Below are 23076 nucleotides of genomic sequence, written 5' to 3'. Positions count from 1 at the left end.
CTCAGCGGATCACGATGGAGATCGTCGATCCCTTGGGCGCGGTCCTGCCGCCCTCCACCGACTGGCTCTTGACGTGGTCTCCGAAGAGCCCGAGCAGTCCGCGGTCCTCGTTGACCTGGAACCCGGCGTCCTCCAGCGTCTGCTTCGCGTCGTCCACGCTGTCGCCCACCACGTCCGGCACCGAGACCATCTCGGGGCCCTTGGAGACGGTCAGCGTGACGGTGTCGCCGCCCGCGACCTGGCTGCCCGCCTTCGGCGACTGCTGGGCGATCTGGCCCTGGTCGAACTCGGAGTTGACCTGCTGGGTGGCGATCTTCACCTTCAGGCCCGCCTGCTCCAGCTCCGAGGTGGCGTCCGCGACGGACGCGCCCGTGACGTCCGCGACCTCCACCGGGCTGCCCTTGCTGACGGTGAGGGCGATGGCCGAACCGGCGTGCCGCTCCGTGCCCGCGCCCGGATCCGAACTGATCACGAAGCCCTTGGGAACGTCCTGGTCGAACTCCCGGGTGACCATGCCCGCGGCGAGCCCGTCCCCCTTCAGGACCTCCCGCGCCTTGAACAGCGCGAGTCCCGTCAGGTCGGGCACCTTCACCGTCTCCGGGCCGTTCGAGATGGTCAGCGTCACGGAGTCGTTGTCCCGGATGCGTGCGCCGGGCGCCGGGTCGCTGCTGATGACGGTGCCGCGCTTCACGGTGTCGCTGTAGGCGTGCTTGACCTGCCCGACGTCGAGACCGGCCTGCTCGATCCGCGCCTTGGCCTGCGCCTCGGTCTTCGCCAGCAGCAGCGGGACCTTCGTGAACTGGCCTGAATTGATGTACCAGACGCCCGCGCCGAGCCCGAGCACCAGCACGACCGCGGCGATGATCGCGAACATTCCGCGCCGGGGCCGTGAGCCGCTCCGCGGGGGAGCGGGCGGTCCGGACTCGAACGGGCTGGTCTGCTCGAACCGACTGGTCCGGTTCACCGGGTCGCCGGCGTCGTCGTCCTCGTTCACCGGCAGCAGGCGGGGCACGGAGAGCGAGCGCGGGATCACGCTCGTACGGTCGCCCGCGTTGTCGTGCCCCACGGCGAGCGCCTGCGGGGGTATGGCGTCGAGCTCCTCGGCGGTGAGGCCGGCCCGCGCCTGGAGGACCTGGCCGAGCAGCGCCACCGCGTCGTGCGGGCGCACCTCGGGGTTGCGGGCGGTCGCCGAGGCGACCAGCTCGTCCAGGGCGTAGGGCATCGAGGGCACGGCGGCCGAGGGCGGCGGCACATCCGCGTGCAGGTGCTGGTAGAGCACCTGGGCGGGGGAGTCCCCGGAGTGCGGCTTGCCGCCGGTGAGCATCTCGTAGAGGACGACCCCGCAGGCGTAGACGTCGACGCGGGTGTCCGCGGTGCCGTTCTCGATCTGCTCGGGGGCGAGGTACGACACGGTGCCAAGAACGGCCCCCGTCGTGTTCGTGACGGTGTCCACGGCCCGGACGAGGCCGAAGTCGGCCACCTTGACCCGGCCGTCGTCCCCTATCAGGACGTTCTCCGGCTTCATGTCGCGGTGCACGAACCCGGCGCGGTGCGCGGCGCCGAGCGCGGCGAGCACCGGCTCCAGGACGTCCAGGGCGGCCCGCGGCTGCAGCGCCCCGCGCTCGCGCAGCACGTCACGCAGGGTGCAGCCGGCGACGTACTCCATGGCCAGATAGACGTACGACCCGTCCGCGCCCTGGTCGAAGACCTGCACCACGTTGGGGTGCGCGAGCCGGGCCACCGACTTGGCCTCCCGGATGAACCGCTCGACGAACGAGCCGTCGGCGGCCAGGGTCGGGTGCATCACCTTGAGCGCGAGCACGCGGTCGAGGCGGGTGTCCAGGGCCCGGTAGACCGTGGCCATCCCGCCGACCGCGATCCGTGCGTCGACGCGGTAGCGGCCGTCGAGCACTTGCCCGACAAGCGGGTCCTGAAGGGTCGTATCCACGCAGGCGAGTCTACGAGCCGCCACTGTCACCCCCACCCTTCCGGCCAATTCCGGAGCGGGACTGCAGCCGACCTGTGACGGATCTCGCACGCCTGATCGATCCGGTCCACATGCCGTGCGCAGGGGATGTAAGGCAGGCTGCCCCTCCAACCCGCAGCCGCCGACGGCGCCCCACCCCCACGGGCGACCCCCGCTTTCCGGCCGACCGGAAACGGGCGGTGCGCGGGCAGGAGAAAGAACACACCGGCGCCGGGTGCCTAGAAAGCAGGACGCTCAGGATCCAACCGCGCCAGCCCCTCCGCGGGAGACGACGCGGAGGCGAAGTGCCGCCGGGGAATCCGTCCCGCACGCCAGGCGAGCCGCCCGGCTTCCACCGCGTGCCTCATGCCCTCGGCCATCAGCACCGGCTCCTGCGCCCGGGTCACGGCCGACGCCAGCATGACTCCCGCACACCCCAGCTCCATCGCGAACGCCGCGTCCGACGCCGTACCGGCCCCCGCGTCCAGGATCACCGGCACACGCGCGTGCTCCACGATCAGCTGGAAGTTGTGCGGGTTGCGGATGCCGAGACCGGACCCGATGGGCGACCCGAGCGGCATGACCGCCGCGCACCCCACGTCCTCCAGCTTCCGCGCGAGCACGGGATCGTCGTTGGTGTACGGCAGCACGGTGAACCCGTCGTCGACCAGCGTCTCGGCGGCGTCCAGCAACTCGATCGGATCCGGCAGCAGGGTCCGCTCGTCGGCGATGACCTCCAGCTTGACCAGCTCCGTACCGAGCGCCTCCCGCGCGAGCCGCGCGGTCAGCACGGCCTCCCCCGCGGTGAAACACCCCGCCGTGTTCGGCAGCACCCGGATGCCCAGCTTGTCGAGCACGGACAGCACCGAGCCGTGCGCCGCGGGATTCACCCGCCGCATCGCGACCGTCGTCAGCTCCGTGCCGGACGCCACGAGCGACCGCTCCAGGACGTCGAGGCTGGGCGCACCCCCCGTACCCATGATCAGCCGGGACGAGAAGGACGTACCTGCGAGGACAAACGGATCGTCGGCCATGGTTCAGCCTCCTTGGACTGCGGTGAGGACTTCGACGCGGTCTCCCTCGGAGAGGGCCGTGGACGACCACTGCGTGCGCGGGACGACGGTTTCGTTGAGCGCGGCGGCGACGCCGGACGGCGCGACGGTGAGGGTGGCGACGAGCGCGTCGAGAGCCGTGTCGGCGGCGACGAGCCGGCGCTCTCCGTTGACGAAGATGTTCATACGGTCTGCTCCGTGAGTGCGGTGCTGAAGCGCCCGGGGGTGAAGGGGCGGGCCTCTTCCGGGAGCTCGCCGGTGGTCAGGACGTGCGCCATGGCGTCCCCGGTGACGGGCGTGAGCAGCACGCCGTTGCGGTAGTGCCCGGTGGCCAGCAGCAGCCCGTCGAGCGCGGTCGGGCCGAGCAGCGGCGCGTTGTCGGGCGACCCCGGCCGCAGGCCCGCGCGCGTCTCGGTGAGCGGCAGCTCGGTGATCCCGGGCACCAGCTCGTGGGCGTCGCGTAGCAGCTCGTAGACCCCGCCCGCGGTCACCGTCGTGTCCCAGCCCAGCTCCTCGCTGGTGGCGCCCACGACGAGCTCACCGTTCTCCCGCGGCACCAGATAGACCTGGCTGCCGCGGACCACGGCCCGCACGGTCCGGCTCAGGAACGGCGCGTACCGCTTCGGCACGGTCAGCCGCAGCACCTGACCCTTCACGGGCCGTACGGGCGGCAGTACGTCGGCGGGCACGCCCGGGAGCTTTCCGCTGAGGCTCCCGGCGGCGAGCACCACCTGTCCCGCCGCCAGCCGTTCACCGCCCGTCGTGACGACCCCGGCGGCCCGGTCCCGTACGACGGTCAAGCGCTCCGCCCACGTCCGGTGGAACTCCACTCCGGCCCGCTCACACGCCGTGACCAGGGCCTTCGCGAGCCGGCGCGGGTCGATCTGATGGTCGCCGTCGACCCGCAGCCCGCCGCGCACCCCCGGCGCGAGCATGGGCTCCAGACGGCGGCACTCCCGGCCGCTGAGCCACTCCGATTCGAGCCCCGAGCGGTGTTGCAGGGCGTGCAGTTCGCGCAGGTGAGCCCGGTCGTCGGCGTCCAGCGCGACGGCCAGCGTGCCGCACCGGCGGTAGCCGAGGTCCTGGCCGCTCGCCTCGGTGAGTTCGGCGGCGAAGTCGGGATAGCGGCGCGCGGAGGCGAGGTTCAGGCCCAGCAGGGTCTGCTCGCCGTAGTGCAGCTCGGTGACGGCGGCGAGCATTCCGGCGGCCACCCGTGCCGCCCCGCCGCCCGGCTCGGGGTCCACGACCGCGACGGTGAACCCGCGCTGCGCGGCCCGCCAGGCGGTCACCAGACCGATGATCCCGCCCCCGATGACGAGGACGTCTGACGCACGCGCGTCCGATGACGGCGCATCCGAGGAACGTGCAGGTGTACGCGTAGGCGACATGGGCGTCCAGCCCCTCCCTTCGCCGGCATGACCCGGATCAGGTTCGTACGGTCGGAGGCCGCCAGCCTCCCTCTCAGCCCGGTGCGTCCGGGCTCCCGCGAGTGCTTTACGTTGGCCACCCTAGCCCGCTGCCGTGTGTCTCAGTAAGGGAGCCTCCGCCCATGACCCGTACGCTCGACGGCCTGGTCCTCGCCCCGGTCGCCGACCAGGCCCCCGGGCAGGTCGGTACGCGCACCCGGTTCACGTACCACGAGAAGGACGGCGAGATCTGGGCCGAGTACGCGGGCGGCGACGTCGTACGCGGTCACCTCGTGGGGACGCGGGAGGGCGACCGCCTCGACTTCCGGTACGTGCAGCTGAAGCACGACGGCAGCACCTCGTCGGGCCACTGCGTGTCCGTGGTCGTGGAGCTGCCCGACGGACGGTTGCGCCTGGAGGAGACCTGGGAGTGGGAGTCCCAGGACGGGAGCGGTACGAGCGTTGTGGAACAGGTCACTGCGCACGTCCCCTGACTGACAGATTGTCAGTTGTCTATGGTGATCAGGTGAGCGAGCAGACGCGGGCACAGGTGCGTACGGCACGGCGGGTCGTCATCGTGGGCGCGGGCATGGCCGGCGTGCAGACGGCGGTCGCCCTGCGGGAACAGGGATTCACCGGGAACGTGACGCTGATCGGCGCCGAGCCGCACCAGCCGTACGACCGGCCGCCCCTGTCCAAGGCGGTGCTGCTCGGCAAGGCCGAGGGCTCCGCCTTCGACATCGACTTCGAGGCGCTGGACATCGAACTGCGGCTCGGCTGCGAGGCGCTGGGCCTGCGCCCCGCGGACCACGAGCTGGACACCGAGGCAGGACCGGTGCCCTACGACGTCCTGGTCCTCGCGACCGGCGCGGAACCGATCCAGCTGCCGGGCGCGGAGGGCGTCCCCGGCGTCCATCTGCTGCGGACCCTGGACGACACCGAGCGGCTGCGCCCCGTGCTCGCCCAGCAGCACGACATCGTGGTCGTCGGGGCGGGCTGGATCGGTGCGGAGTTCGCGACGGCGGCACGTGAGGCCGGGTGCGCGGTCACGGTCGTCGAGGCCGCCGACCGGCCGCTGGCCGGCGCGCTGCCCGCGGAGGTGGCCGCGCCGATGACCGCCTGGTACGCGGACAGCGGCGCGTCGCTGCGCACCCACGCGCGCGTGGAGCGCGTCGAGCCCGGCGCGGTGATCCTCGACGACGGTACGCGGGTGCCGGCGGGCGCCGTGGTCGTCGGCATCGGCGCGCGCCCCGCCACCGCCTGGCTGGCCGGCTCCGGCGTCGAACTCGGCGCCCACCGCGAAGTGGTCGCCGACAACCACCTGCGCACCTCCGTGCCGGACGTCTACGCGGTCGGCGACTGCGCCTCCTTCCCGTCGGGCCGCTACGAGGAGCGCCTCCTCGTCCACCACTGGGACAACGCCCTCCAGGCGCCGCGCACGGTCGCGGCGAACATCATCGGCGAGGCCCCGGCGGCCTACGACCCGGTCCCGTACTTCTGGTCCGAGCAGTTCGGCCGCTTCGTCCAGTACGTCGGCCATCACACCCCCGCCGATACGACCATCTGGCGGGGCGACCCGTCGGGCGCCGCCTGGACGGTGTGCTGGCTCCGCGAGAGCCGCCTCGTCGCCCTGCTGGCCGTGGGGCGTCCCCGTGACCTGGCCCAGGGCCGCCGCCTCATCGAGGCGGGCATGCTCATGAATCCGGACGTCCTGGCCGACCCGTCCCGCCCGCTGAAGGACGCCACGGCATGACCGCCCGGTTTACGTCGCCCGGACGGCGGTCCGGGGGGCGCTCGGGTACCGAGTGTCAGTCCGGGATGGCAGGCTTGTCCCGTGACCGAGATTGACGCAAAGATCGATGCTCTCGTCCCCGCCTGGCTCACCCTCCCCGACATCGCCGAACAGCTCGGCGTCGAGGTGACCCGCGTCCGGCAGCTGGTCAAGGAGGGCCAGCTGATCGCCGTACGCCGTGGTGAGAACCGCGCGCTGCACGTCCCCGCCGCCTTCATCGACGGGAACGAGCAGAAGGTCGTCAAGGGCCTCACCGGCACCTTGACGCTCCTGCGGGACGACGGCTTCTCCGACGAAGAGATGCTCGAGTGGCTCTTCACCCCCGACCCGAGCCTGCCCGGCACCCCCGCGCAGGCTCTGAGCGAGAATCGCGGCACGGAGGTGAAGCGCCGCGCCCAGGCGCTCGCCGTCTGATTCGACCGACCCTCCGGCGTACGGACCACGGCCGGCCCCGGACCACCCCGGCCGCCGCGGTCCGTACGCACCGCACCACGTCCGTAGGGTGCGTACGACATCCGTACGCACCCGCATCACGGGGGATATCCGCATGCCCGAGAACGCCGCCCGCACCCGCCTCGCCGACGCCCGCGTCTACCTCTGCACGGACGCCCGCAAGCGTCAGGGGGACCTCGCCGACTTCCTGGACGCGGTCCTGACCGGCGGCGTCGACATCGTGCAGCTGCGCGACAAGGGCATGGAGGCCGCCGAGGAACTGGAGCACCTCCAGGTCTTCGCGGACGCCTGCGCCCGCCACGGCAAGCACCTCGCGGTCAACGACCGGGCGGACGTCGCCCACGCCATCGGCGCCGACGTACTCCACCTGGGTCAGGGCGACCTCCCGGTCCCCGCCGCCCGCGCAATCCTCGGCGACGAGGTCCTGATCGGCCGCTCCACGCACGCCGAGTCCGAGGCCGCGGCGGCGGCCGTCCAGGACGGCGTGGACTACTTCTGCACCGGCCCCTGCTGGCCCACCCCCACCAAGCCCGGCCGCCACGCCCCGGGCCTCGGCCTCGTCCGTTACACGGCCTCGCTCGTCACCGACCGCCCCTGGTTCGCCATCGGCGGCATCGACCTCGGCAACCTCGACGAGGTCCTGGAGGCGGGCGCCCGCCGCGTCGTCGTCGTACGGGCGATCACCGAGGCGACGGATCCCGGCGCGGCGGCGGGAGAATTCGCGAAGCGGCTGCGTCAGGCGTAGGTGGCGGCCGCGTCAGGCACGGGCCGGGCAGGTGTCCGAGGGGTGGACAAGAAGTCGACAAATCGGACAATTGGCGTCGGTTCGGTTGGGAGACCGCCGCCCCCTGACTAACCTGCGGGTATGGCCCTCGGATCTGCTTCCACCAGGACTGATCGCGCACGCACCGTGCGCGACATGCTCGCCACCGGCAAGGCGACGTACTCGTTCGAGTTCTCCGCGCCGAAAACCCCCAAGGGCGAGCGGAACCTGTGGAACGCGCTGCGCCGCGTCGAGGCCGTCGCCCCCGACTTCGTCTCCGTCACCTACGGTGCCGGCGGCTCCACCCGCGCGGGCACGGTCAAGGAGACCGAGCAGATCGTCGCCGACACGACGCTCACCCCGGTCGCCCACCTCACCGCGGTCAACCACTCCATCGCCGAACTGCGCAACATCATCGGCCAGTACGCAGACGCCGGCATCCGGAACATGCTCGCGGTGCGCGGCGACCCGCCCGGCGACCCGATGGGCGAGTGGGTCGCGCACCCCCGGGGCCTGACCTACGCCGCCGAACTCGTCCGTCTCATCAAGGAGTCCGGCGACTTCTGTGTCGGCGTCGCCGCCTTCCCCGAGATGCACCCCCGCTCCGCGGACTGGGACATGGACGTCTCGCACTTCGTCGACAAGTGCCGGGCCGGCGCGGACTACGCGATCACCCAGATGTTCTTCCAGCCCGAGTCGTATCTTCGCCTGCGTGACCGGGTGGTGGCGGCCGGCTGTACAACACCGGTCATCCCGGAGGTCATGCCGGTCACGAGTGTGAAGATGCTGGAACGACTTCCGAAGCTCAGTAACGCTTCGTTCCCGGACGTCCTGAAAGAGCGGATCCTCACAGCCAAAGACGATCCGGCGGCTGTACGCTCCATTGGGATCGAGTTCGCGACGGAGTTCTGCGCGAGGCTGCTGGACGAGGGAGTCCCCGGACTTCACTTCATCACGCTCAACAACTCCACGGCGACGCTGGAAATCTACGAGAATCTGGGCCTGCACCACCCGCAGCAGGCCTAGACCGGTCGCACCCACGTACGACACACTGCGTAGCGGCCACTGGGAGAGGGGCGTACATGGGCTGGACGGTCCTCTATATCGCTTTCGGCATCGTCGCGCTGTGGCTGCTCGGCGAGGTCCTGCTGCAGTACAAGGCGCGGTTGCGCTGGCGCCTGCTCGCGTTCGTGGGCTTCCTCGGTGTCGTCTTCGGCGTACTGATCCCCTCCGTGATCGTCATCGGGCTCGGCGCGGCGGCCTTCGCGGTCGGCCAGACATACGTCACCCTGTCGTTCCGCCGCGGTTTCGCGGAAGGCTGGGCCGTGGGCAACCGGCAGGCCGACAGCGGCGCCGGCAAGGGCTTCGGCAAGAGCAAGCGACGCCGCGGCGAGGACCACCAGGACCCGGCGCTGGAGGTCTCCGACCTCGAATCGGCCGAGGGAGCCGAGGCCGGGGCCGAAGGACCGGCCCGAGGCGCGGCGTATCCCCAGGGCGACGACTTCACCCGCGAGGACGACGTGTTCACGCCCGCGCACTCCGACCGGTTCATGCCGCCCGGCTCCGGCGACCTGACGGCCGCCGAGGCCACCGCCGTGTACGAGCCCCAGCCCCTGCCCGACGACACCGGCTCCTACGGCGTCTACGGCGCCACCGCCTACGCGGCCGCCAACGACCAGTCCTACGCCGCCGCGGCCCAGTCCCAGGACCAGCAGGCCTACGCGTACGACGGCTACTCGACCGGGTACGACCAGCAGCAGTACGGCTACGACAACAGCCAGCAGCAGTACGCGGCCTACTCCGACCCGTACATCGGCACGCAGACCTACAGCGGCGCCTCGTACGACACGACCTACGGCGGCGGCGACCAGCAGTACACGCAGCAGCACACGCAGCAGCAGGGCTACGACAACGGCCAGCAGCAGTACGCCACCGGCGGCTACGCCGGCGAGACCCCGGCCGGCGGCGTCTGGGTCCCGCAGCAGCGCAACACCGACGACCCCTACGGTGGCGAACTCCCGCCGGAGCAGCCCTACCCGTACCAGGGCAACGGCAACGGCAACGGCGCCGGGTACGACGAGCAGTACCGGTACTGAAGGCCGCCCTCCTCGGGTGGCCTTCGGCGCGCCGGTGCGCTCACTGAGAGCCCCGGAACTGCGGTCCCTCCACGATCAGTCCGGACACCAGGGCGCCCGACATCCCCGCGTGCGGGAGGCCGCCGCCCGGGTGGGCCCAGCCGCCGACCACGAACAGCCCCGGCATACGGGTGGTGTTCGACGCGTGCAGCAGCCGTCCGTCCGCCGCGGCGAGCGCCGGTGCGGGGACGGCGCCGCCGTCAGTGCCGGTCTCCTCCGCGAAGTCGGCAGGAGTGCGGACCTCGTGCCACAGCAGACGGTCGCGCAGACCCGGTATCGCGCGCTCGGCGACACCGAGCACCCCCTCCACGTCCGCCTCGGACACCGACAGGCCCGACGGGACCGTGACGCTCAGCGTGACCGCCTCGTGCTCCGCGTCCGGTGCGAGGGCGGGGTCGTCGGGGCGCGACACCGTCACGGTGGGCGAGGAAGGCAACCCCGGACGCTCACCGAAGAGCCGGTCCAACTCCTCCGCCCGGTCCGCCGCGTGCACCACCGTGCGGTGTGCCACCCCCTCGGGACGCCCTCCGCGCAGCGCCAGCAGCACGGTCAGTCTGCTCGGCGCCCCGCGCTGCGGCGCGATCTCGCCAGCGCCCCGTAGCGCCGACCCGGGGACCAGGGCGTCGAGCGCTCCGGGCGCGACACCGGCGACCACGAAGTCGGCGTCCGCGACCTCGCCGTCGGCCAGCTCCACACCCGTCGCCCGGCCGTCCTTCTCGACGATCCGCGCGACCGGGGCCTCGAAGCGGAACTCCACTCTGCGGGCCACGCACCGCTCGTACACCGCGCGCGCCAACTCCCGTATGCCGCCGCGCACATACCAGGTGCCGAAGGCGTGCTCCATGTACGGCAGTACGGCCGCGCTCGCCGGGGTGACGCGCGGATCGAGCCCGTGGGCGAGGGCGTGGCTCTCCAGCAGGGCCGTGAGGCGCGGGTCGCGCAACTCCCAGGCGGCGACCTCGGCGAGGGTCGTGGCGCGGCGGGTGCGCAGCAGCTTCTTGTGCGGCACCGAGGGGTAGGGCTCGCGCTCGGCGAGCACCGACCAGTTCGGCCACAGCGGCTCCTCCAGGAGCGGCCTGCGGGTGCGGTCCCAGGCCTCGCGTGCGCGCACCAGGAAGTCGCCCCACCGTGCGCCCGCGCCCGCCCCGAGGGCCTCGTCGAGGGCGGTGACGACGCCCGCGCGCGAGGCGTTGGGCAGACCGACCTGCGTGCCCCCGGCGAAGACATGGCGCGAGGACGGGTCCACCTGGACCAGCCCGACGCACGTCTCCAGAGGCTCCTTGCCCGTCTTGACGAACAGATCGCGGTAGACCGCGGGCAGTGGGAGCAGTCCCGGGCCCGTGTCGAACACGAAGCCGTCGCGCTCGAAGCGGCGCACCGCCCCGCCGTACGTCGCCCCGCGCTCGTAAACCACCACCCGGTGGCCCGCGACGGCCAGCCGGGCGGCGGCCGCCATCGCGCCCATCCCAGCGCCGATCACCGCAATCCGTCCCATGCCAGCGACTTTATCGGCCGCCACTGACAACCCGGCCCGCGGTCTCAGTCGGGTGGCTGTCCCACCCGCTCGGCCAGGCGTCTCTCCTCCCGGCGCTGGGCCCTGCGGCGCAGGAACCGGCGGATCCGTGAGATCAGGAAGAAGAGCGCCAGCAGCCCCGCGAGCAGCAGCACGCCCGCGATGATCGCCGCGGCCTCGGGGTGGAACATCGCGAAGGTCAGGATCCCGGCGACCCCGAGATCCTCGGCGGTGCTCATGACCAAGTTGCTGAACGGCTCCGGCGAGGTGTTGATCGCCATCCGTGTCCCGGCCTTGACCGTGTGGCTCGCCAACGCCGTCGACCCGCCGATCGCGCCCGCCGCGAGATCGGAGAGCGAACCGCTCTGCCCGGCGAGCAGGGCCCCGACCCACGCCCCCGCCGCCGGGCGGATCACGGTGTGCACCGAGTCCCACACCGAGTCCACGTACGGGATCTTGTCGGCGACCGCCTCGCACAGGAAGAGAACGCCCGCTGTGATCAGGATCTCAGGGCGCTGAAGGGACTCCGGGACGTCGTCGCTCAGACCGGTCGCTCCGAAGATGCCGAGGAGCAGCACCACCGCGTACGCGTTGATGCCACTGGCCCAGCCGCTGGTGAAGACCAGGGGGAGTACGGACACGGACGCGATCGTAACCAGTTGACGACGGTGCGTCCTGGGCATGAGTGCGTACGGCTGAGTATCCGTACTCAGTGAGTGAGATGAGTACGCGCGCGGATGGGGCCCGACCTGCGCGAAAGGGAGAGTGGAGACACGGAAAGGGGCGCGGCTCCGGTACCGCCGACACGGGGCGGCGGAACGGTCCTCGCGCCCTTGGCCGCTCCTTCCGCCGACTCCGTCGGCGGGAGCGAGGCACGGGGGAACCCGGGGGACGACCGAACGGGGGCCCGACGGGGAGTACGGGGGAGTACGGCGAAGCGCCGGTTCGAGGTGGCCCGCGGGGGACGCGGCCACCTCGGACCGGCGCTTCGCCGTGTCCCGTATCCGTACCGAGCCCTGTCAGCTCACCGATTGCCGCTCACGCGGCCCTGGAGCAGCCGCGACAGCGCCGCGTGCACGTCGTCCAGGGAACGCTCCGGCTGGAAGGCCTGCCAGTCCAGGGCGGCCACCAGGACCATCCCGACCAGCGCGGCGGCCGTCAGCGGAACGTCGATCTCGTCGCTGAGCTCGCCGTTCGCCACCCCTTCGCGCAGCACGCCCTCGACGACCGCGACCGCCTCCTGCCGGACCACCATGAGCGTGGACTGCCAGGCCCGGTTGGTGCGCCACAGCTCGGCCACATAGAGCTGGGTGAAGGCCGGGTAGCGGTTGATGAAGGCGAGCCCGGCCCTGATCATCGCGTCCAGTGCGTCGACCTTGGTGCCGCCGTCCCGCTCGGTGCGCTCCGCGGCCTCCCGCAGGGAGGCGGTGAGGAGTCCCACGCCGTGCCGCAGCAACTCCTCGAAGAGGACGGACTTGCTCGCGAAGTTGTAGTAGACCGTGCCTTTCGCGACCCCGGCCCGCTCGGCGATCTCGTCCACGGTGGTGGCGGAGAACCCCTGTTCCGCGATGAGGGTGACCGCCGCCTCGTAGAGCTTCTGCCGGGTCGCCTCGCGTCGGCCGCCACCTGCCGTGGTGCTGCTGCTTTCCATGGCCCTGATTGTCACAGGCTCAGCTCGGGGTGCAGACGGTCGACGGTCCACACCTGCTTGCGGTGTGCCGACAGGGCGGTGAGCGCGAGCGCGCCCGCGGTGAACGCCGTGAGGACGGCGCACGCCTGCCAGACCGGTCCGAGACCGCCGCCCGTGATGAGCCTGCGGAGGGCCTCGACGACGTAACTCATCGGCAAGAAGGGGTGGATCGCGTTGAAGAAACCCGGACTGGTCTGGACGGGGTACGTGCCGCCCGCCGAGGTCAGCTGGAGCATCAGGAGGGCGAGGACGAGAATCCGGCCCGCCGCTCCGAAGCGTGCGTTCAGCCACTGCACGAGCGCCGCGAAGCACGCCGTCACCAGGCACAGGAAGCCGACCGTCCCGGCCGCCCGCACCATCTCCAGGCCGATCGCCCAGTGCAGTACGGACATCAGGGCCACCGTCTGGAGCACGCCCAGGGCGGCCACCGGCAGCCAGCCCGCCAGCGCGATGCGCCAGGCCGAGGCACCCACCGCGAGCGCGCGCCGGTTCAGCGGCTGGATCAGCATGTACGCCACCATCGCGCCCACCCACAGGGACAGCGGGATGAAGTACGGGGCGAAGCCGGTGCCGTAGTTGGGCGCCTTGTGCAGGTTCTTGGAGGCGAGCTTCACCGGGTCGGCCATGACCTGGGTGCGCAGGTCGCGGTCCTGCCGGTCGTAGTCGGGGATCTGCCCGGCGCCGTCGTGCAGCCCGCCGGCGAGCTGCCCCGAGCCGCCGACGAGCTTGTACATGCCCTCGTCGAGGGTGCTCGCGCCCGTCTTCAGCTCGCCGACCCCCGTGTCGAGGTCCGCCGCGCCGGTCTTGGCGGTGCCGAGCCCCGTGCGCAGCTTCTTGGCCCCCGCGGCGACCTTCTCGGCGCCCTCGTTCAGCTTGTTGACCTTGGAGACGGCGTCGGTGAGGTCTTCGGAGAGGTGCGGCGAGCGGTCGGCCAGGGCCTGGGCCTGCTTCTGCAGGGTGCCCAGGTTCCTGTCGAGCCGGTCGAGATCGCCGTTCTGGTCGCCGATGAGCGTGTTCACGTCGTCGGCGACCTCGGCCACGTCCGCGGCCGCCTGCCGGGCCTTCTTCAGGTCGGGGCACGCGGCGTCGGGCAACGGCAGGGTCTCGCAGCGTGCCTTGTAGACGGCGCTCAGCGCGTCGGACGCCGTATGGGCGCCCTTGGCGGCGGCCGGTGCCGTCTTCACCAGCGTGTCGAGGTTGTGGCGGATCCCCGCGGCGGAGTCGGCGACGAGCCGGGCGGTGTCGCCGATCGACTTCTCGTTGTCCTTCAGGAAGGGGCCCACCTTGTCCGAGACCCCGTTGACCTTGTCGGCCAGCGCCCCCGTGCCGTCGGCGACCTGCCGCGAGCCGTCCGCCAGGTCGCCGGCGCCCTTGTTGAGCTTCCGCAGACCCCCGGAGAGCTTGCCACTGCCCTCCTTGGCGTCCTTCAGGCCGTCGGCGAGGTCCTCGGAGCCCTTCCGGGCCCTGCCGATGCCACCGCTGAGTTTGTCGGCCCCCCTGGCGGCCTTCTCGGTCGCCCCGTGGATGTCCGAGAACGAGATGAAGATCTTGTCCAGGAACGACCGGGAGGCCTTCGTGGACGCCGCCGTGCGCACCTCGCCGAACACCGTCCGTGAGATCTGCCCGACGATGTAGTTGTTCGCGTCGTTCGTACGTACCTGGAGGGCGCCCGTCTCCGGATCCTGTCCGGAGCTGGAGGCGATCCTCCGGCTGAAGTCGGACGGCATGGTCAGCGACAGGTAGTACGTGCCGTCCTCGACCCCCCGGCGGGCCTCGGCCGCGCTCACCTCGTGCCACTCGAAGGTGTCGCTGTCGCGCAGCCCCTTGGTGATGTCCGCGCCCGCCGAGAGCTTCCTGCCCGCGACGCTCGCCCCCTTGTCGTCGTTCACGAGCGCCACGGGAATGCGGTCCAGCCGGCCGTACGGGTCCCAGAACGACCACAGGTAGAGGGCGCCGTACAGCAGTGGCAGCAACAGGAGCGCGGCCAGCGCGGCGCGCGGGAGTTTGCCCCGGCCGAAGCGCCTGAGCTCAAGAACGGCCAGTCTCGGCGAGCGCATCTGCCGTCTCCTTGTCGTCGGTCTCGCTGGTGTGGTCGGCCGGGCGGGTGGACACGCGGACGGCTCCGTCGGGAGCCTCGCCGCACACCGCCACGACCGTGGTGCCCGACTGGGCGATCGACTTCAACAGGGCCCAGACCTCGGCCCGTTCGGCATCCGACAACTTGAGGTCGGTGTCGTCGACGCCGAGCAGCCCCGGGCGGCCGACGAGGGCCAACGCGACGGACAGCCGCAGGGCTTCGAGCCGCTCCAGGTCGCGTACGGCGGTCCGGGAGCCCTTGGGCAGGGCCTCCCGGTCCAGCCCGGCGGCGGCCAGCGCGGAGTCGATCCGCAGCTTCCCCTCGGCCGCCCGCTCCGTTCGCGGACGCAGCGGTCCGTGCAGGGAGTCCTTCAGGGACGCCCCGAACCGCCGCTGCAGCAGCGCCCGTTCGAGCAGGTGCTCCCCGACGGTCAGGGCGGGGTCCAGGTCGGTGACACCCGGGACGTGGGCCAGCGCGCTCGCGCGACGCACCGCGGCCATCTGCCGCGGCAGCGTGGCCCCGCCCACGGTGGCCGTCCCCTCGGTGGACCGCATCCGGCCCGTGAGCGCGAGCAGCAGGCACGTACGGCCCGAGCCGGACGGCCCCGCGACCGCGATCAGCGAGCCGGGCCCCGCATCGACGCCGACCCCGCGGAACACCCAGCCGCGAGGGCCCTCGAGTCCGAAGTCCCTGGCCGTGACACCGAGTCCGCGCGGACCGTCCACAGCGTCCCCATCCCCTGAACATTTTTGAACTGACTGGTCAGTGCAAAAACTAACCCGAACCTTCGATCGAAGCAAAGGCCCAGGTCAGAACGGATTGTCAGTGGCATACCTCACGATGGGCACATACGGCCACAGTGCCGTCACACAGACGACAGGAGGTTCGTCATGGCCACCTCTTCCGCAGCAGCCGCCCACCGGCGCCGCGCCACCGGCCCTGCCCCCTCACTGACCGGCCCGGCGAGCGACGTACACCCCGTGCTCCGCCGGGCCACGGCCCCGCCCGCCGCCCTCGACCTGCTCGCCCAGGCCCGCGCCGGCCTCGACGAGGCGACCGCCCTGGAAACACCCAACGAGCGCTACGCGACGGCGCACTTGGCGGCCCTGCGCACCGCCGCCGCCGTCCTCGCCGCACGGGGCCGCCCGGAGCCCACACCCCGACGCCGCGCCCGCATCCGCAGCGCTTGGGAAGTGCTCCCCGAGATCGCACCCGAACTCACCGAGTGGAGCGCCCTGTTCGCCTCCGGAGCCGACCGGCGCGCCCGCGCCGAGGCAGGTATCCGGGGCGCGGCCGGCACCCGCGACGCCGACGACCTGATACGCGACGTGGCGATGTTCCTGCGCCTCGTCGAGCGGATGCTGGTGCTGCAACCCGTACTGCCCCCTCCCCGTCGCGACGGGGAGGGGGAGGGGGACGGAGACGGGGAGGTCAGGAAGTACGGGGAGGACAGCGAGGTCCCGGACGCGAGCTGACCCCGCGATCCGCAGCGTGATCCGATGCCTGATCCAATGCCTCATCCGACGCGTGATCCAATGCCTGATCCGACGCGTGATCCGCCGGGTGAGACGGAGGGTCGGGTACGACGGCGGAGGCAATAGGGTGGAGGCGCCTGAAGCCTCCTGCCGGGAGGCCCCCCGATCGCTCCGCCGCGCAAGAGGCGGTGCCGCTCCGAGGAGTCAACTGCCGTGCCGGACCCGACGCGCCCTCGCGCTTCTCTCCGTACCGCCGTGGTCTGGGAGGTCCTCAAGGACGCTCTCGACCGCCGGGTCAAGGCCACCGGGCGGGAGTCCCTGGACGTCCTCGACACCGGAGGCGGCAGCGGCAACTTCGCGGTGCCCGTGGCGCGCCTCGGCCACCGTGTCACCGTCGTCGACCCCAGCCCGAACGCGCTGTTCGCGTTGGAGCGCCGGGCCGCCGAGGCCGGGGTCGCCGACCGTGTCAAGGGTGTCCAGGGCGACGCCCACGGTCTCTTCGACGTCGTCGAGCGCGGTGGCTACGACGTCGTGCTGTGCCACGGCGTCCTGGAGTACGTGGACGACCCCGCCGACGGCGTGCGCAACGTGGTGGACGCGCTGCGCCCGGAGGGCGTTCTCAGCCTCCTCGCGGCGGGCCTGGGCGGCGCCGTGCTCGCCCGTGCCCTCGCCGGCCACTTCAAGGAGGCCAGGCAGGCGCTCGACGACCCGGACGGCCGCTGGGGCGCGGGCGATCCCGTACCCCACCGTTTCACCGCCGACCAGCTCACCGCGCTCGTCGAGGGCGCGGGCCTGCGCGTCGGCGCCGTGCACGGCGTACGGGTCTTCGCGGACCTGGTCCCCGGTGTCCTCGTGGACACCGAGCCGGGTGCCGTGGAAGCCCTTCTGAAGCTCGAGGCGGCGGCCGCCGAACTCCCCGCGTTCCACTCCGTGGCCACGCAGCTTCATGTGCTCGGTGAGGCGCAGGGGGCCGACGAGGGTTGAGTCGCCTCTCATGTTGCGCCCCTGATCAGGGGCGGGGCGGCAGATGGAGTACGCCACAGGCCACCCGATCGGGCGCTCGGCGCCGTATGATCGAGGGAGACCGTCCGGCATGACGGGCCGGTTGCTGGGGAATGCACGCCTCAGTGAATCGGGGTGCCATGGCGGGTTCCGGTTGGCGAATTGGCGCAGAGGGGCGGGTTTCACGGGGGCGATTCCCTGCCTATCCTGAAGGGGACCCCCGGTCGCCCCGGCGACTGCACGATGAGGAGGACGCCGTGCCGCTCTCGGAGCACGAGCAGCGAATGCTCGAGCAGATGGAGCGAGCGCTGTACGCCGAAGATCCCAAGTTCGCGACAGCGCTTGAGGGAAGCGGGCTGCGTACGTACACCCGGCGACGGGTCTACCAGGCGGTCGCGGGCTTTCTGGTGGGTATCGCGCTCCTCATGGCCGGAATGGTCTCGAAGCAGATCTGGGTCAGCGTGGTGGGTTTTCTCGTCATGCTGGGCTGCGCGGTGCTCGCCGTCACCGGTTGGCGCAAGGCTCCCAAGCCGGGTGAGCAGCCGGCCGCGCCCGGCGCACCCGCCGCGCGTCACCAGGGCCGACAGCGCCGCTCCATGATGGACCGCATCGAACAACGCTGGCAGCGACGCCGAGACGAGCAGGGGCAGTAGCCCCGCGGGGTCAGTAGCCCTGCGGTCGCTCGCAGTCGAAGACAACGCGTGAGGGGGTGTCCCACCCGGCCCGGGTGGGACACCCCCTCAGTCGTACCCCGACAGGGCGCCCTGCCCGCCCCGATGTGAAGCGCTGACGTGACACGCCGATGTGCAGCGCCTGCGTGGCGCCGACGAGAACCGAACCTTCGCCCGGGGCACGCCGGCCGCCACCGGCGGCCTCCGTCCTGGTCGCCCACCAACCAGATGTGGCCCGTGCCCCCGGCCGGGGACACGGGCCACATGGTTCGACGCGACGTCAGCTGTTCTGCCCCGAAGGACGTCGCAGCAGGGACTCTCTGCGCGCCGCCAGCCGGGCCGACACCGCCGCCCAGTAGGCCGACGCCGCCCAGGCCACCCGGACGGCTGAGCGGGGCGCGAGCAGGGCGCGCAGGCGGGCCGTGCGGCTCGCCCGGGCGCCGAGGGCGTCCGTGACACGACGGGCGTCCTCCGCGAGCCCTGCCGTCAGCCGGGGGTGCGGGGCGTACAGCACCTGCTCGACCGCCGCGGCCAGCCGGTGCACCGCCTCAGACGCCTCGGCTTCGAGGAGCCCGAGCCGCACGATCCGCGCCGCGGCCTTGCGCGGTGTCTGGGACTCGTCCGGCACGATTCCGTAGTCCCACGCCGTATCGGTCACCTCCAGCCACGTCGCCAGCGTGTACGCGGGCGCGTCCGCCTCGCTGCGGCCGTGCGCACCCAGCCGCACGGACCGCAGCCGCATCCGCCACAGCATCGGCAGCAGCGGTACGACCAGCAGCAGGAGTCCGGCCAACGTGTACCCCAGGATCTGCAACCACGGAGTGCCGTCGTCCTTCGAGCCCACAGGGGCCAGCGCGGACTGGCTCGGGCACGCCTCCAGCTTCTTCTGCTCGGCCAGGCAGTTGCCGCTGGCCGAGGGAGCGGTGGACGGCGCCGCGGACGTCGACGTGGACGGCTTCGGCACCGTCGGCGAGTTCGACCCGGGCGTGTCCGTCTGGGTGTACTCCGGCACCGAGCCCCGGTTCGGGGTCGGCTCGAAGCGGGTCCAGCCCACCCCTTCGAAGTACAGCTCGGGCCAGGCGTGCGCGTCCCGCAGACCCACCGACATCGAACCGTCGGACTGCGGGGAGCCGGGCGTGAATCCCACCGCGACCCGGGCCGGAATCCCCAGCGTGCGGGCCATCGAGGCCATCGCGAAGGAGAAGTGGACGCAGAAGCCCTGCTTGTCCTTCAGGAAGCGCGCGATCGCGGCCGAGCCGCTGCCCACCTGCACCTGGGTGTTGTAGGTGAACCCGCCGTTCACCGCGAAGTAGTCCTGGAGTTTGACCGCCTGCTCGTAGTGGTTCGTCGAGCCCGCGGTGACCTTGCGCGCGGTGTCGGCCACCACCGCGGGCAGCGACGACGGCACCTTGGTGAACTCGCGCTTCAGGGCCTTCGACGGCTCCGGCGCGTTCGCCAGCTGCTCCGCGGTCGGCTGCACGATCAGGCTCGTCACCTCGTACTGCACGCCGCGCGTGTTCTGACCGTGGTCACCGACGAGCGTGCGCCCGACCGGCTCGTAGCGCCAACTGCCGCTGATGTTCACCTTGCTGACCGGGTACGGCATGGGCAGCCAGTCCTGCGCGTACCAGTCGGCCGCCGAGATGCGGGTCTGGATCTCGCTGCGCTGGACGTCGGCCCCGAGGCCGATCGGCGTCGGGAACGTGTCCGGCACGTCCTGGATGTGTCGCTGGGCCGGCTTCCACGCCGTGCCGTCGAAGTCGTCCAGGGACACGATCCGCAGATACATGTCCTGGGTGTCTTCGGTGTTGGTGCGGTAGGACATGACCTGGCGGTCCTCGTCCACGTTCAGGCTGTCGCGGAGCGAGACCAGCGGGTTCACGGCGGAGATCGTGCCGCCTCCGGAACCCGAGCCGACGCCCGCCCCCGCGCCGCCCAGCAGACCGCCGCCGAGGGCGGGCAGGGCGAGCGGCACGGCCAGGGCGACGCCCAGCGCGACCACGCCGATGCGCCGCCCCGTGCGGACCGGTGCGACCGTGCCCGAGGAGGCGTCCAGCCCCTGTGAGCGGGGCGCGCCGCCGAAGACCCGGCCCCACTGGGAGAGCCGGTCGCGGCCCTCCGCCAGGAGCAGCATCAGATAGCCCGTGGCCGCGAGCAGGAACCACAGCCAGGCCCAGCCGCCGCCCGACAGTCCCGCGGCGACCGAGTACAGCGCGAGCAGGGGGAGCCCGGCGGGGGCCGCGCTGCGGAACGTCACCGCGAGCGTGTCCACCGCGAGCCCGATCACCAGGACACCGCCGATCAGCATCAGGCGGATGCCGTCGGACAGCGGCGCCGGAATCGCGTACCGCCCGACGTCGTCCGTGCCCGCCTGGAGCAGATCGCCGAGATGCCGGAACGCCTCGGGGCCCGGGACGAAGCCGAGGAGCGCCTGCTGCTGGGCGAAGACCAGCGTCAGCAGCATCAGCGTCACCAGCGCCTGCGCCGCCACCGTCAGCGGCCGGGCCAGCGGAACCCGCCGGGTCAGCGCGCCCACACCGGACTGCAGGGCCAGCAGGAACACCGCCTGGAGGAACCACGTCGCCGGCTTGACCAGCGGCAGCAGCGCGCACGCCGCCATCAATGTGGCCGTCGCCGAATACAGCGTCAGCCGAGCCCGCCCGCTCATGATCGCCCACCCCCTGCCGTACTCCCCGTCGAGGCGGCACCCGCGCGCTGCTGGTCCGCCTGTCGCCACAGGTCGGCGAGTTCCGCCCCCCGTGGCACCGTCACGGCGGTCCAGCCCGCCTCGCGCAGCATGCGCAGTCGGTCCTCGCTCCTGCCCAACGGGCCGGGGACGTCGGTCGGTTCCCGCACCCAGGTCTCGCTGTCCAGCAGGAAGGCGACGGCCCCGCCGCTGCGCTGGCGCATCTTGGCGAGCACCGTCGCCTGCTCCTCGTCGAGGTCGCCGAGAAAGGCGATCAGCAGCCCTTCGTTGCCCCCACGCAGGACGTCGTAGGCCCGGGAGAGCCCGGCGCCGTCCGAGTGGTCGATGACCGCGAGCGTGTCCATCATCAGTCCGGCCGCGTCCGCCGACTCCTGGCTCGCGCCCGCGAAGCCGTCGGCGCCCTCGCCGGGCACCGAGTTGCCGTCGTCCGTCAGCAGCCGCACCGAGAAGCCCCGCTCGAGCATGTGCACCAGCGTCGACGCCGTGCCGGACACCGCCCACTCGAAGGCGGAGTCCGGGCCGGCGCCTTCGTAGGCGATGCCCCGGGTGTCGAGCAGCACCGTGCAGCGGGAGCGCTGCGGCTGTTCCTCGCGACGGACCATCAGTTCGCCGTAGCGCGCGGTCAGGCGCCAGTGCACCCGGCGCAGGTCGTCGCCGTAGCGGTAGCCGCGCGGGATGATGTCGTCCTCGCCGGCCAGCGCCAGCGAGCGCTGCCGCCCGTCGCCGTACCCCTTCGCCTCACCGCTCAGCCGCACCGGCGGCAGCGGTTCCACGCGCGGGATGACCGTCAGGGTGTCGTACGTCGAGAAGGAGCGGGTCAGTTCGCACATCCCGAACGGGTCCGTCAGACGCAGTTGCAGCGGACCCAGCGGATAGCGGCCGCGCAGGTCGGAGCGGACCCGGTAGGACACCTCGCGCCGCCCGCCCGCCTCCACCCGGTCCAGAACGAACCGGGGCCGCGGGCCGAGCACGTACGGCACCCGGTCCTGGAGCATCAGCAGGCCGGTGGGCAGCCGCGAGACGTTGTCCATCCGCAGATGGACGCGGGCCTCGGAACCGGCAGGCACCCGCCCGGGGGAGAGCCTGCGGCTGCCCGCGACCCGGTAGCGCGTGCGGTACAGCACCGTCGCGCAGACCAGCGGCAGGACCGCGAGGAGCAGGCCGACCCGGAGCAGATCGCTCTGCCCCAGGACGTACGCGCAGATCGCGGCCGCGATGCCGGCGGCCAGGAAGGAGCGCCCGCGGGTGGTGAGACCGGTGAGCGCGGTGCGCAGCCCGCCCTTGTCCTCCTCGGCGTCGCCCGTCCCCCCGGGCGTCATCACAGCCTCCGGGGCGGCTGCTGGCCGTACGCGGGCGCGCCGCGGCCCATCGTGAAGCCCGGCTGCTGCTGGGGTGCCGCGGGAAGGGCGGTCTGCTGAAGGATCTCCTGGACGACCTGCTCGGCCGTACGACGGTTCAACTGCGCCTGGGCCGTGGGGAGCAGACGGTGGGCCAGGACCGCCACGGCGAGTGCCTGGATGTCGTCCGGCAGCGCGTACTCCCGGCCGCTGAGCGCCGCGGAGGCCTTCGCCGCGCGCAGCAGATGCAGCGTGGCACGCGGCGAGGCGCCGAGTCTGAGGTCGGGGTGGGTACGCGTGGCGGCGACCAGATCCACCGCGTACCGCCGGACCGTCTCCGCGACGTGGACCGTGCGGACCGCGTCGATCAGCTTCACGATCTCGTGCGCGTGCGCCACCGGCTGGAGGTCGTCCAGCGGGGAGATCCCGCCGTGGACGTCCAGCATCTGGAGCTCGGCCTCCGCACTGGGGTAGCCGATGGATACGCGGGCCATGAAGCGGTCGCGCTGGGCCTCCGGCAGCGGGTAGGTGCCCTCCATCTCGACCGGGTTCTGCGTGGCCACCACCATGAAGGGGCTGGGCAGTTCGTAGGTCTGCCCGTCGATGGTGACCTGGCGCTCCTCCATCGACTCCAGGAGCGCGGACTGCGTCTTGGGGGAGGCGCGGTTGATCTCGTCGCCGATCACGATCTGCGCGAAGATCGCCCCCGGTTTGAACTCGAAGTCCCGGCGCTGCTGGTCCCAGATGGACACACCCGTGATGTCCGAGGGCAGCAGGTCGGGCGTGAACTGGATACGCCGCACCGAGCAGTCGATGGACCGCGCCAATGCCTTGGCCAGCATGGTCTTGCCGACGCCGGGGACGTCCTCGATCAGAAGATGTCCCTCGGCGAGCAGCACGGTCAGCGAAAGCCGTACGACCTCAGGCTTGCCTTCGATCACTCCTTCCACCGAACTGCGGACACGCTCCACAGTGGCGGTCAGATCTGTAAGGCTCGCTCGATCGTCATAGGTCGTCACCCGGCCCTCCTCGGCCCG

At 72.0% G+C, this 23076-nt stretch carries 21 protein-coding genes and 1 riboswitch; of the genes, 9 read left to right on the top strand and 12 right to left on the bottom strand.

All coding sequences use genetic code 11. The features are described from left to right. Position 1: 1 nt before the first annotated feature. The 4 genes from pknB to thiO form a co-directional block, all read right to left on the bottom strand. Complete coding sequence (pknB, locus tag ACZ69M_RS46620; protein ID WP_470059793.1) at positions 2–1948, bottom strand: Stk1 family PASTA domain-containing Ser/Thr kinase; 1947 nt, start codon at positions 1946–1948, stop codon at positions 2–4. A gap of 257 nt (positions 1949–2205) precedes the next feature. After that, positions 2206–3000, bottom strand: a complete 795-nt coding sequence (locus ACZ69M_RS46615; protein WP_470059792.1) for a thiazole synthase — start codon at positions 2998–3000, stop codon at positions 2206–2208. Positions 3001–3003: 3 nt separating this feature from the next. Next, positions 3004–3204, bottom strand: a complete 201-nt coding sequence (gene thiS, locus ACZ69M_RS46610) for a sulfur carrier protein ThiS (RefSeq protein ID WP_352046612.1) — start codon at positions 3202–3204, stop codon at positions 3004–3006. Next, on the bottom strand, positions 3201–4406 hold the full coding sequence (gene thiO, locus ACZ69M_RS46605) for a glycine oxidase ThiO (RefSeq protein ID WP_470059791.1): 1206 nt from the start codon (positions 4404–4406) through the stop codon (positions 3201–3203). The genes thiS and thiO overlap by 4 nt, the downstream gene beginning before the upstream one ends. Beyond that, a riboswitch (TPP riboswitch) is annotated at positions 4404–4515 on the bottom strand. Its footprint overlaps the gene before it by 3 nt. 52 nt (positions 4516–4567) lie before the next feature. On the opposite strand from thiO, the gene ACZ69M_RS46600 reads away from it, so the two are divergent. The 6 genes from ACZ69M_RS46600 to ACZ69M_RS46575 all read left to right on the top strand — a co-directional run bounded on the left by ACZ69M_RS46600 (position 4568) and on the right by ACZ69M_RS46575 (position 9528). Continuing rightward, the gene (locus ACZ69M_RS46600) at positions 4568–4918 is read left to right on the top strand and encodes an avidin-fold protein (RefSeq protein WP_470059790.1); all 351 of its coding nucleotides are present in this window, start codon (positions 4568–4570) and stop codon (positions 4916–4918) included. A gap of 32 nt (positions 4919–4950) precedes the next feature. Further along, positions 4951–6177, top strand: a complete 1227-nt coding sequence (locus tag ACZ69M_RS46595; RefSeq protein WP_470059789.1) for an NAD(P)/FAD-dependent oxidoreductase — start codon at positions 4951–4953, stop codon at positions 6175–6177. A gap of 81 nt (positions 6178–6258) precedes the next feature. Further along, positions 6259–6630 carry an Rv2175c family DNA-binding protein gene (locus ACZ69M_RS46590; protein ID WP_054231512.1) on the top strand — a complete coding sequence of 124 codons (372 nt, stop codon included), beginning with the start codon at positions 6259–6261 and terminating at the stop codon, positions 6628–6630. A 133-nt stretch (positions 6631–6763) separates the two neighbouring features. Further along, positions 6764–7414 carry a thiamine phosphate synthase gene (gene thiE, locus ACZ69M_RS46585; protein ID WP_470059788.1) on the top strand — a complete coding sequence of 217 codons (651 nt, stop codon included), beginning with the start codon at positions 6764–6766 and terminating at the stop codon, positions 7412–7414. A 120-nt stretch (positions 7415–7534) separates the two neighbouring features. Continuing rightward, entirely contained in the window at positions 7535–8458 is a 924-nt protein-coding gene (gene metF / locus ACZ69M_RS46580; protein WP_470059787.1) for a methylenetetrahydrofolate reductase [NAD(P)H], read from the top strand. A gap of 56 nt (positions 8459–8514) precedes the next feature. After that, a complete protein-coding gene (locus ACZ69M_RS46575; protein WP_470059786.1) occupies positions 8515–9528 on the top strand; it encodes an SCO2102 family sporulation regulator in 1014 nt (337 codons plus the stop codon). A gap of 40 nt (positions 9529–9568) precedes the next feature. On the opposite strand, the gene ACZ69M_RS46570 is transcribed toward ACZ69M_RS46575, so the two are convergent. From ACZ69M_RS46570 to ACZ69M_RS46550, 5 genes are all read right to left on the bottom strand, one after another. Next, positions 9569–11062, bottom strand: coding sequence for a phytoene desaturase family protein (locus ACZ69M_RS46570; RefSeq protein WP_470059785.1), 1494 nt, complete (start codon positions 11060–11062; stop codon positions 9569–9571). A 44-nt stretch (positions 11063–11106) separates the two neighbouring features. Further along, a complete protein-coding gene (locus tag ACZ69M_RS46565; RefSeq protein ID WP_060902066.1) occupies positions 11107–11721 on the bottom strand; it encodes a DUF4126 domain-containing protein in 615 nt (204 codons plus the stop codon). A gap of 383 nt (positions 11722–12104) precedes the next feature. Beyond that, entirely contained in the window at positions 12105–12731 is a 627-nt protein-coding gene (locus ACZ69M_RS46560; protein ID WP_067363691.1) for a TetR/AcrR family transcriptional regulator, read from the bottom strand. Positions 12732–12742: 11 nt separating this feature from the next. Continuing rightward, positions 12743–14827 carry a YhgE/Pip family protein gene (locus ACZ69M_RS46555; protein ID WP_470059784.1) on the bottom strand — a complete coding sequence of 695 codons (2085 nt, stop codon included), beginning with the start codon at positions 14825–14827 and terminating at the stop codon, positions 12743–12745. Then, entirely contained in the window at positions 14799–15572 is a 774-nt protein-coding gene (locus ACZ69M_RS46550; RefSeq protein WP_470059783.1) for an ATP-binding cassette domain-containing protein, read from the bottom strand. The genes ACZ69M_RS46555 and ACZ69M_RS46550 overlap by 29 nt, the downstream gene beginning before the upstream one ends. A 165-nt stretch (positions 15573–15737) precedes the next feature. On the opposite strand from ACZ69M_RS46550, the gene ACZ69M_RS46545 reads away from it, so the two are divergent. From ACZ69M_RS46545 to ACZ69M_RS46535, 3 genes are all read left to right on the top strand, one after another. Beyond that, entirely contained in the window at positions 15738–16322 is a 585-nt protein-coding gene (locus tag ACZ69M_RS46545; protein ID WP_470059782.1) for an SAV_6107 family HEPN domain-containing protein, read from the top strand. A 213-nt stretch (positions 16323–16535) separates the two neighbouring features. Then, the gene (locus tag ACZ69M_RS46540; protein ID WP_470059781.1) at positions 16536–17306 is read left to right on the top strand and encodes a methyltransferase; all 771 of its coding nucleotides are present in this window, start codon (positions 16536–16538) and stop codon (positions 17304–17306) included. Between the two features lie 275 nt (positions 17307–17581). Further along, on the top strand, positions 17582–17977 hold the full coding sequence (locus ACZ69M_RS46535; protein WP_054231502.1) for a DUF3040 domain-containing protein: 396 nt from the start codon (positions 17582–17584) through the stop codon (positions 17975–17977). A gap of 298 nt (positions 17978–18275) precedes the next feature. Here ACZ69M_RS46535 and ACZ69M_RS46530 read toward each other — a convergent pair whose 3' ends face one another. Genes ACZ69M_RS46530 through ACZ69M_RS46520 form a run of 3 tightly spaced genes read right to left on the bottom strand, consistent with a single transcriptional unit; the run spans position 18276 to position 23058 of the window. After that, entirely contained in the window at positions 18276–20663 is a 2388-nt protein-coding gene (locus ACZ69M_RS46530) for a transglutaminase TgpA family protein (RefSeq protein WP_470059780.1), read from the bottom strand. Beyond that, entirely contained in the window at positions 20660–22021 is a 1362-nt protein-coding gene (locus ACZ69M_RS46525) for a DUF58 domain-containing protein (protein ID WP_470059779.1), read from the bottom strand. Before ACZ69M_RS46525 ends, ACZ69M_RS46530 begins: the two co-directional genes overlap by 4 nt. Then, a complete protein-coding gene (locus ACZ69M_RS46520; RefSeq protein WP_470059778.1) occupies positions 22021–23058 on the bottom strand; it encodes an AAA family ATPase in 1038 nt (345 codons plus the stop codon). Before ACZ69M_RS46520 ends, ACZ69M_RS46525 begins: the two co-directional genes overlap by 1 nt. Positions 23059–23076: the final 18 nt, after the last annotated feature.

It is taken from the genome of Streptomyces sp. NPDC107454 (genome assembly GCF_055582885.1).
This window is presented reverse-complemented; position numbering and strand designations above follow the sequence as displayed.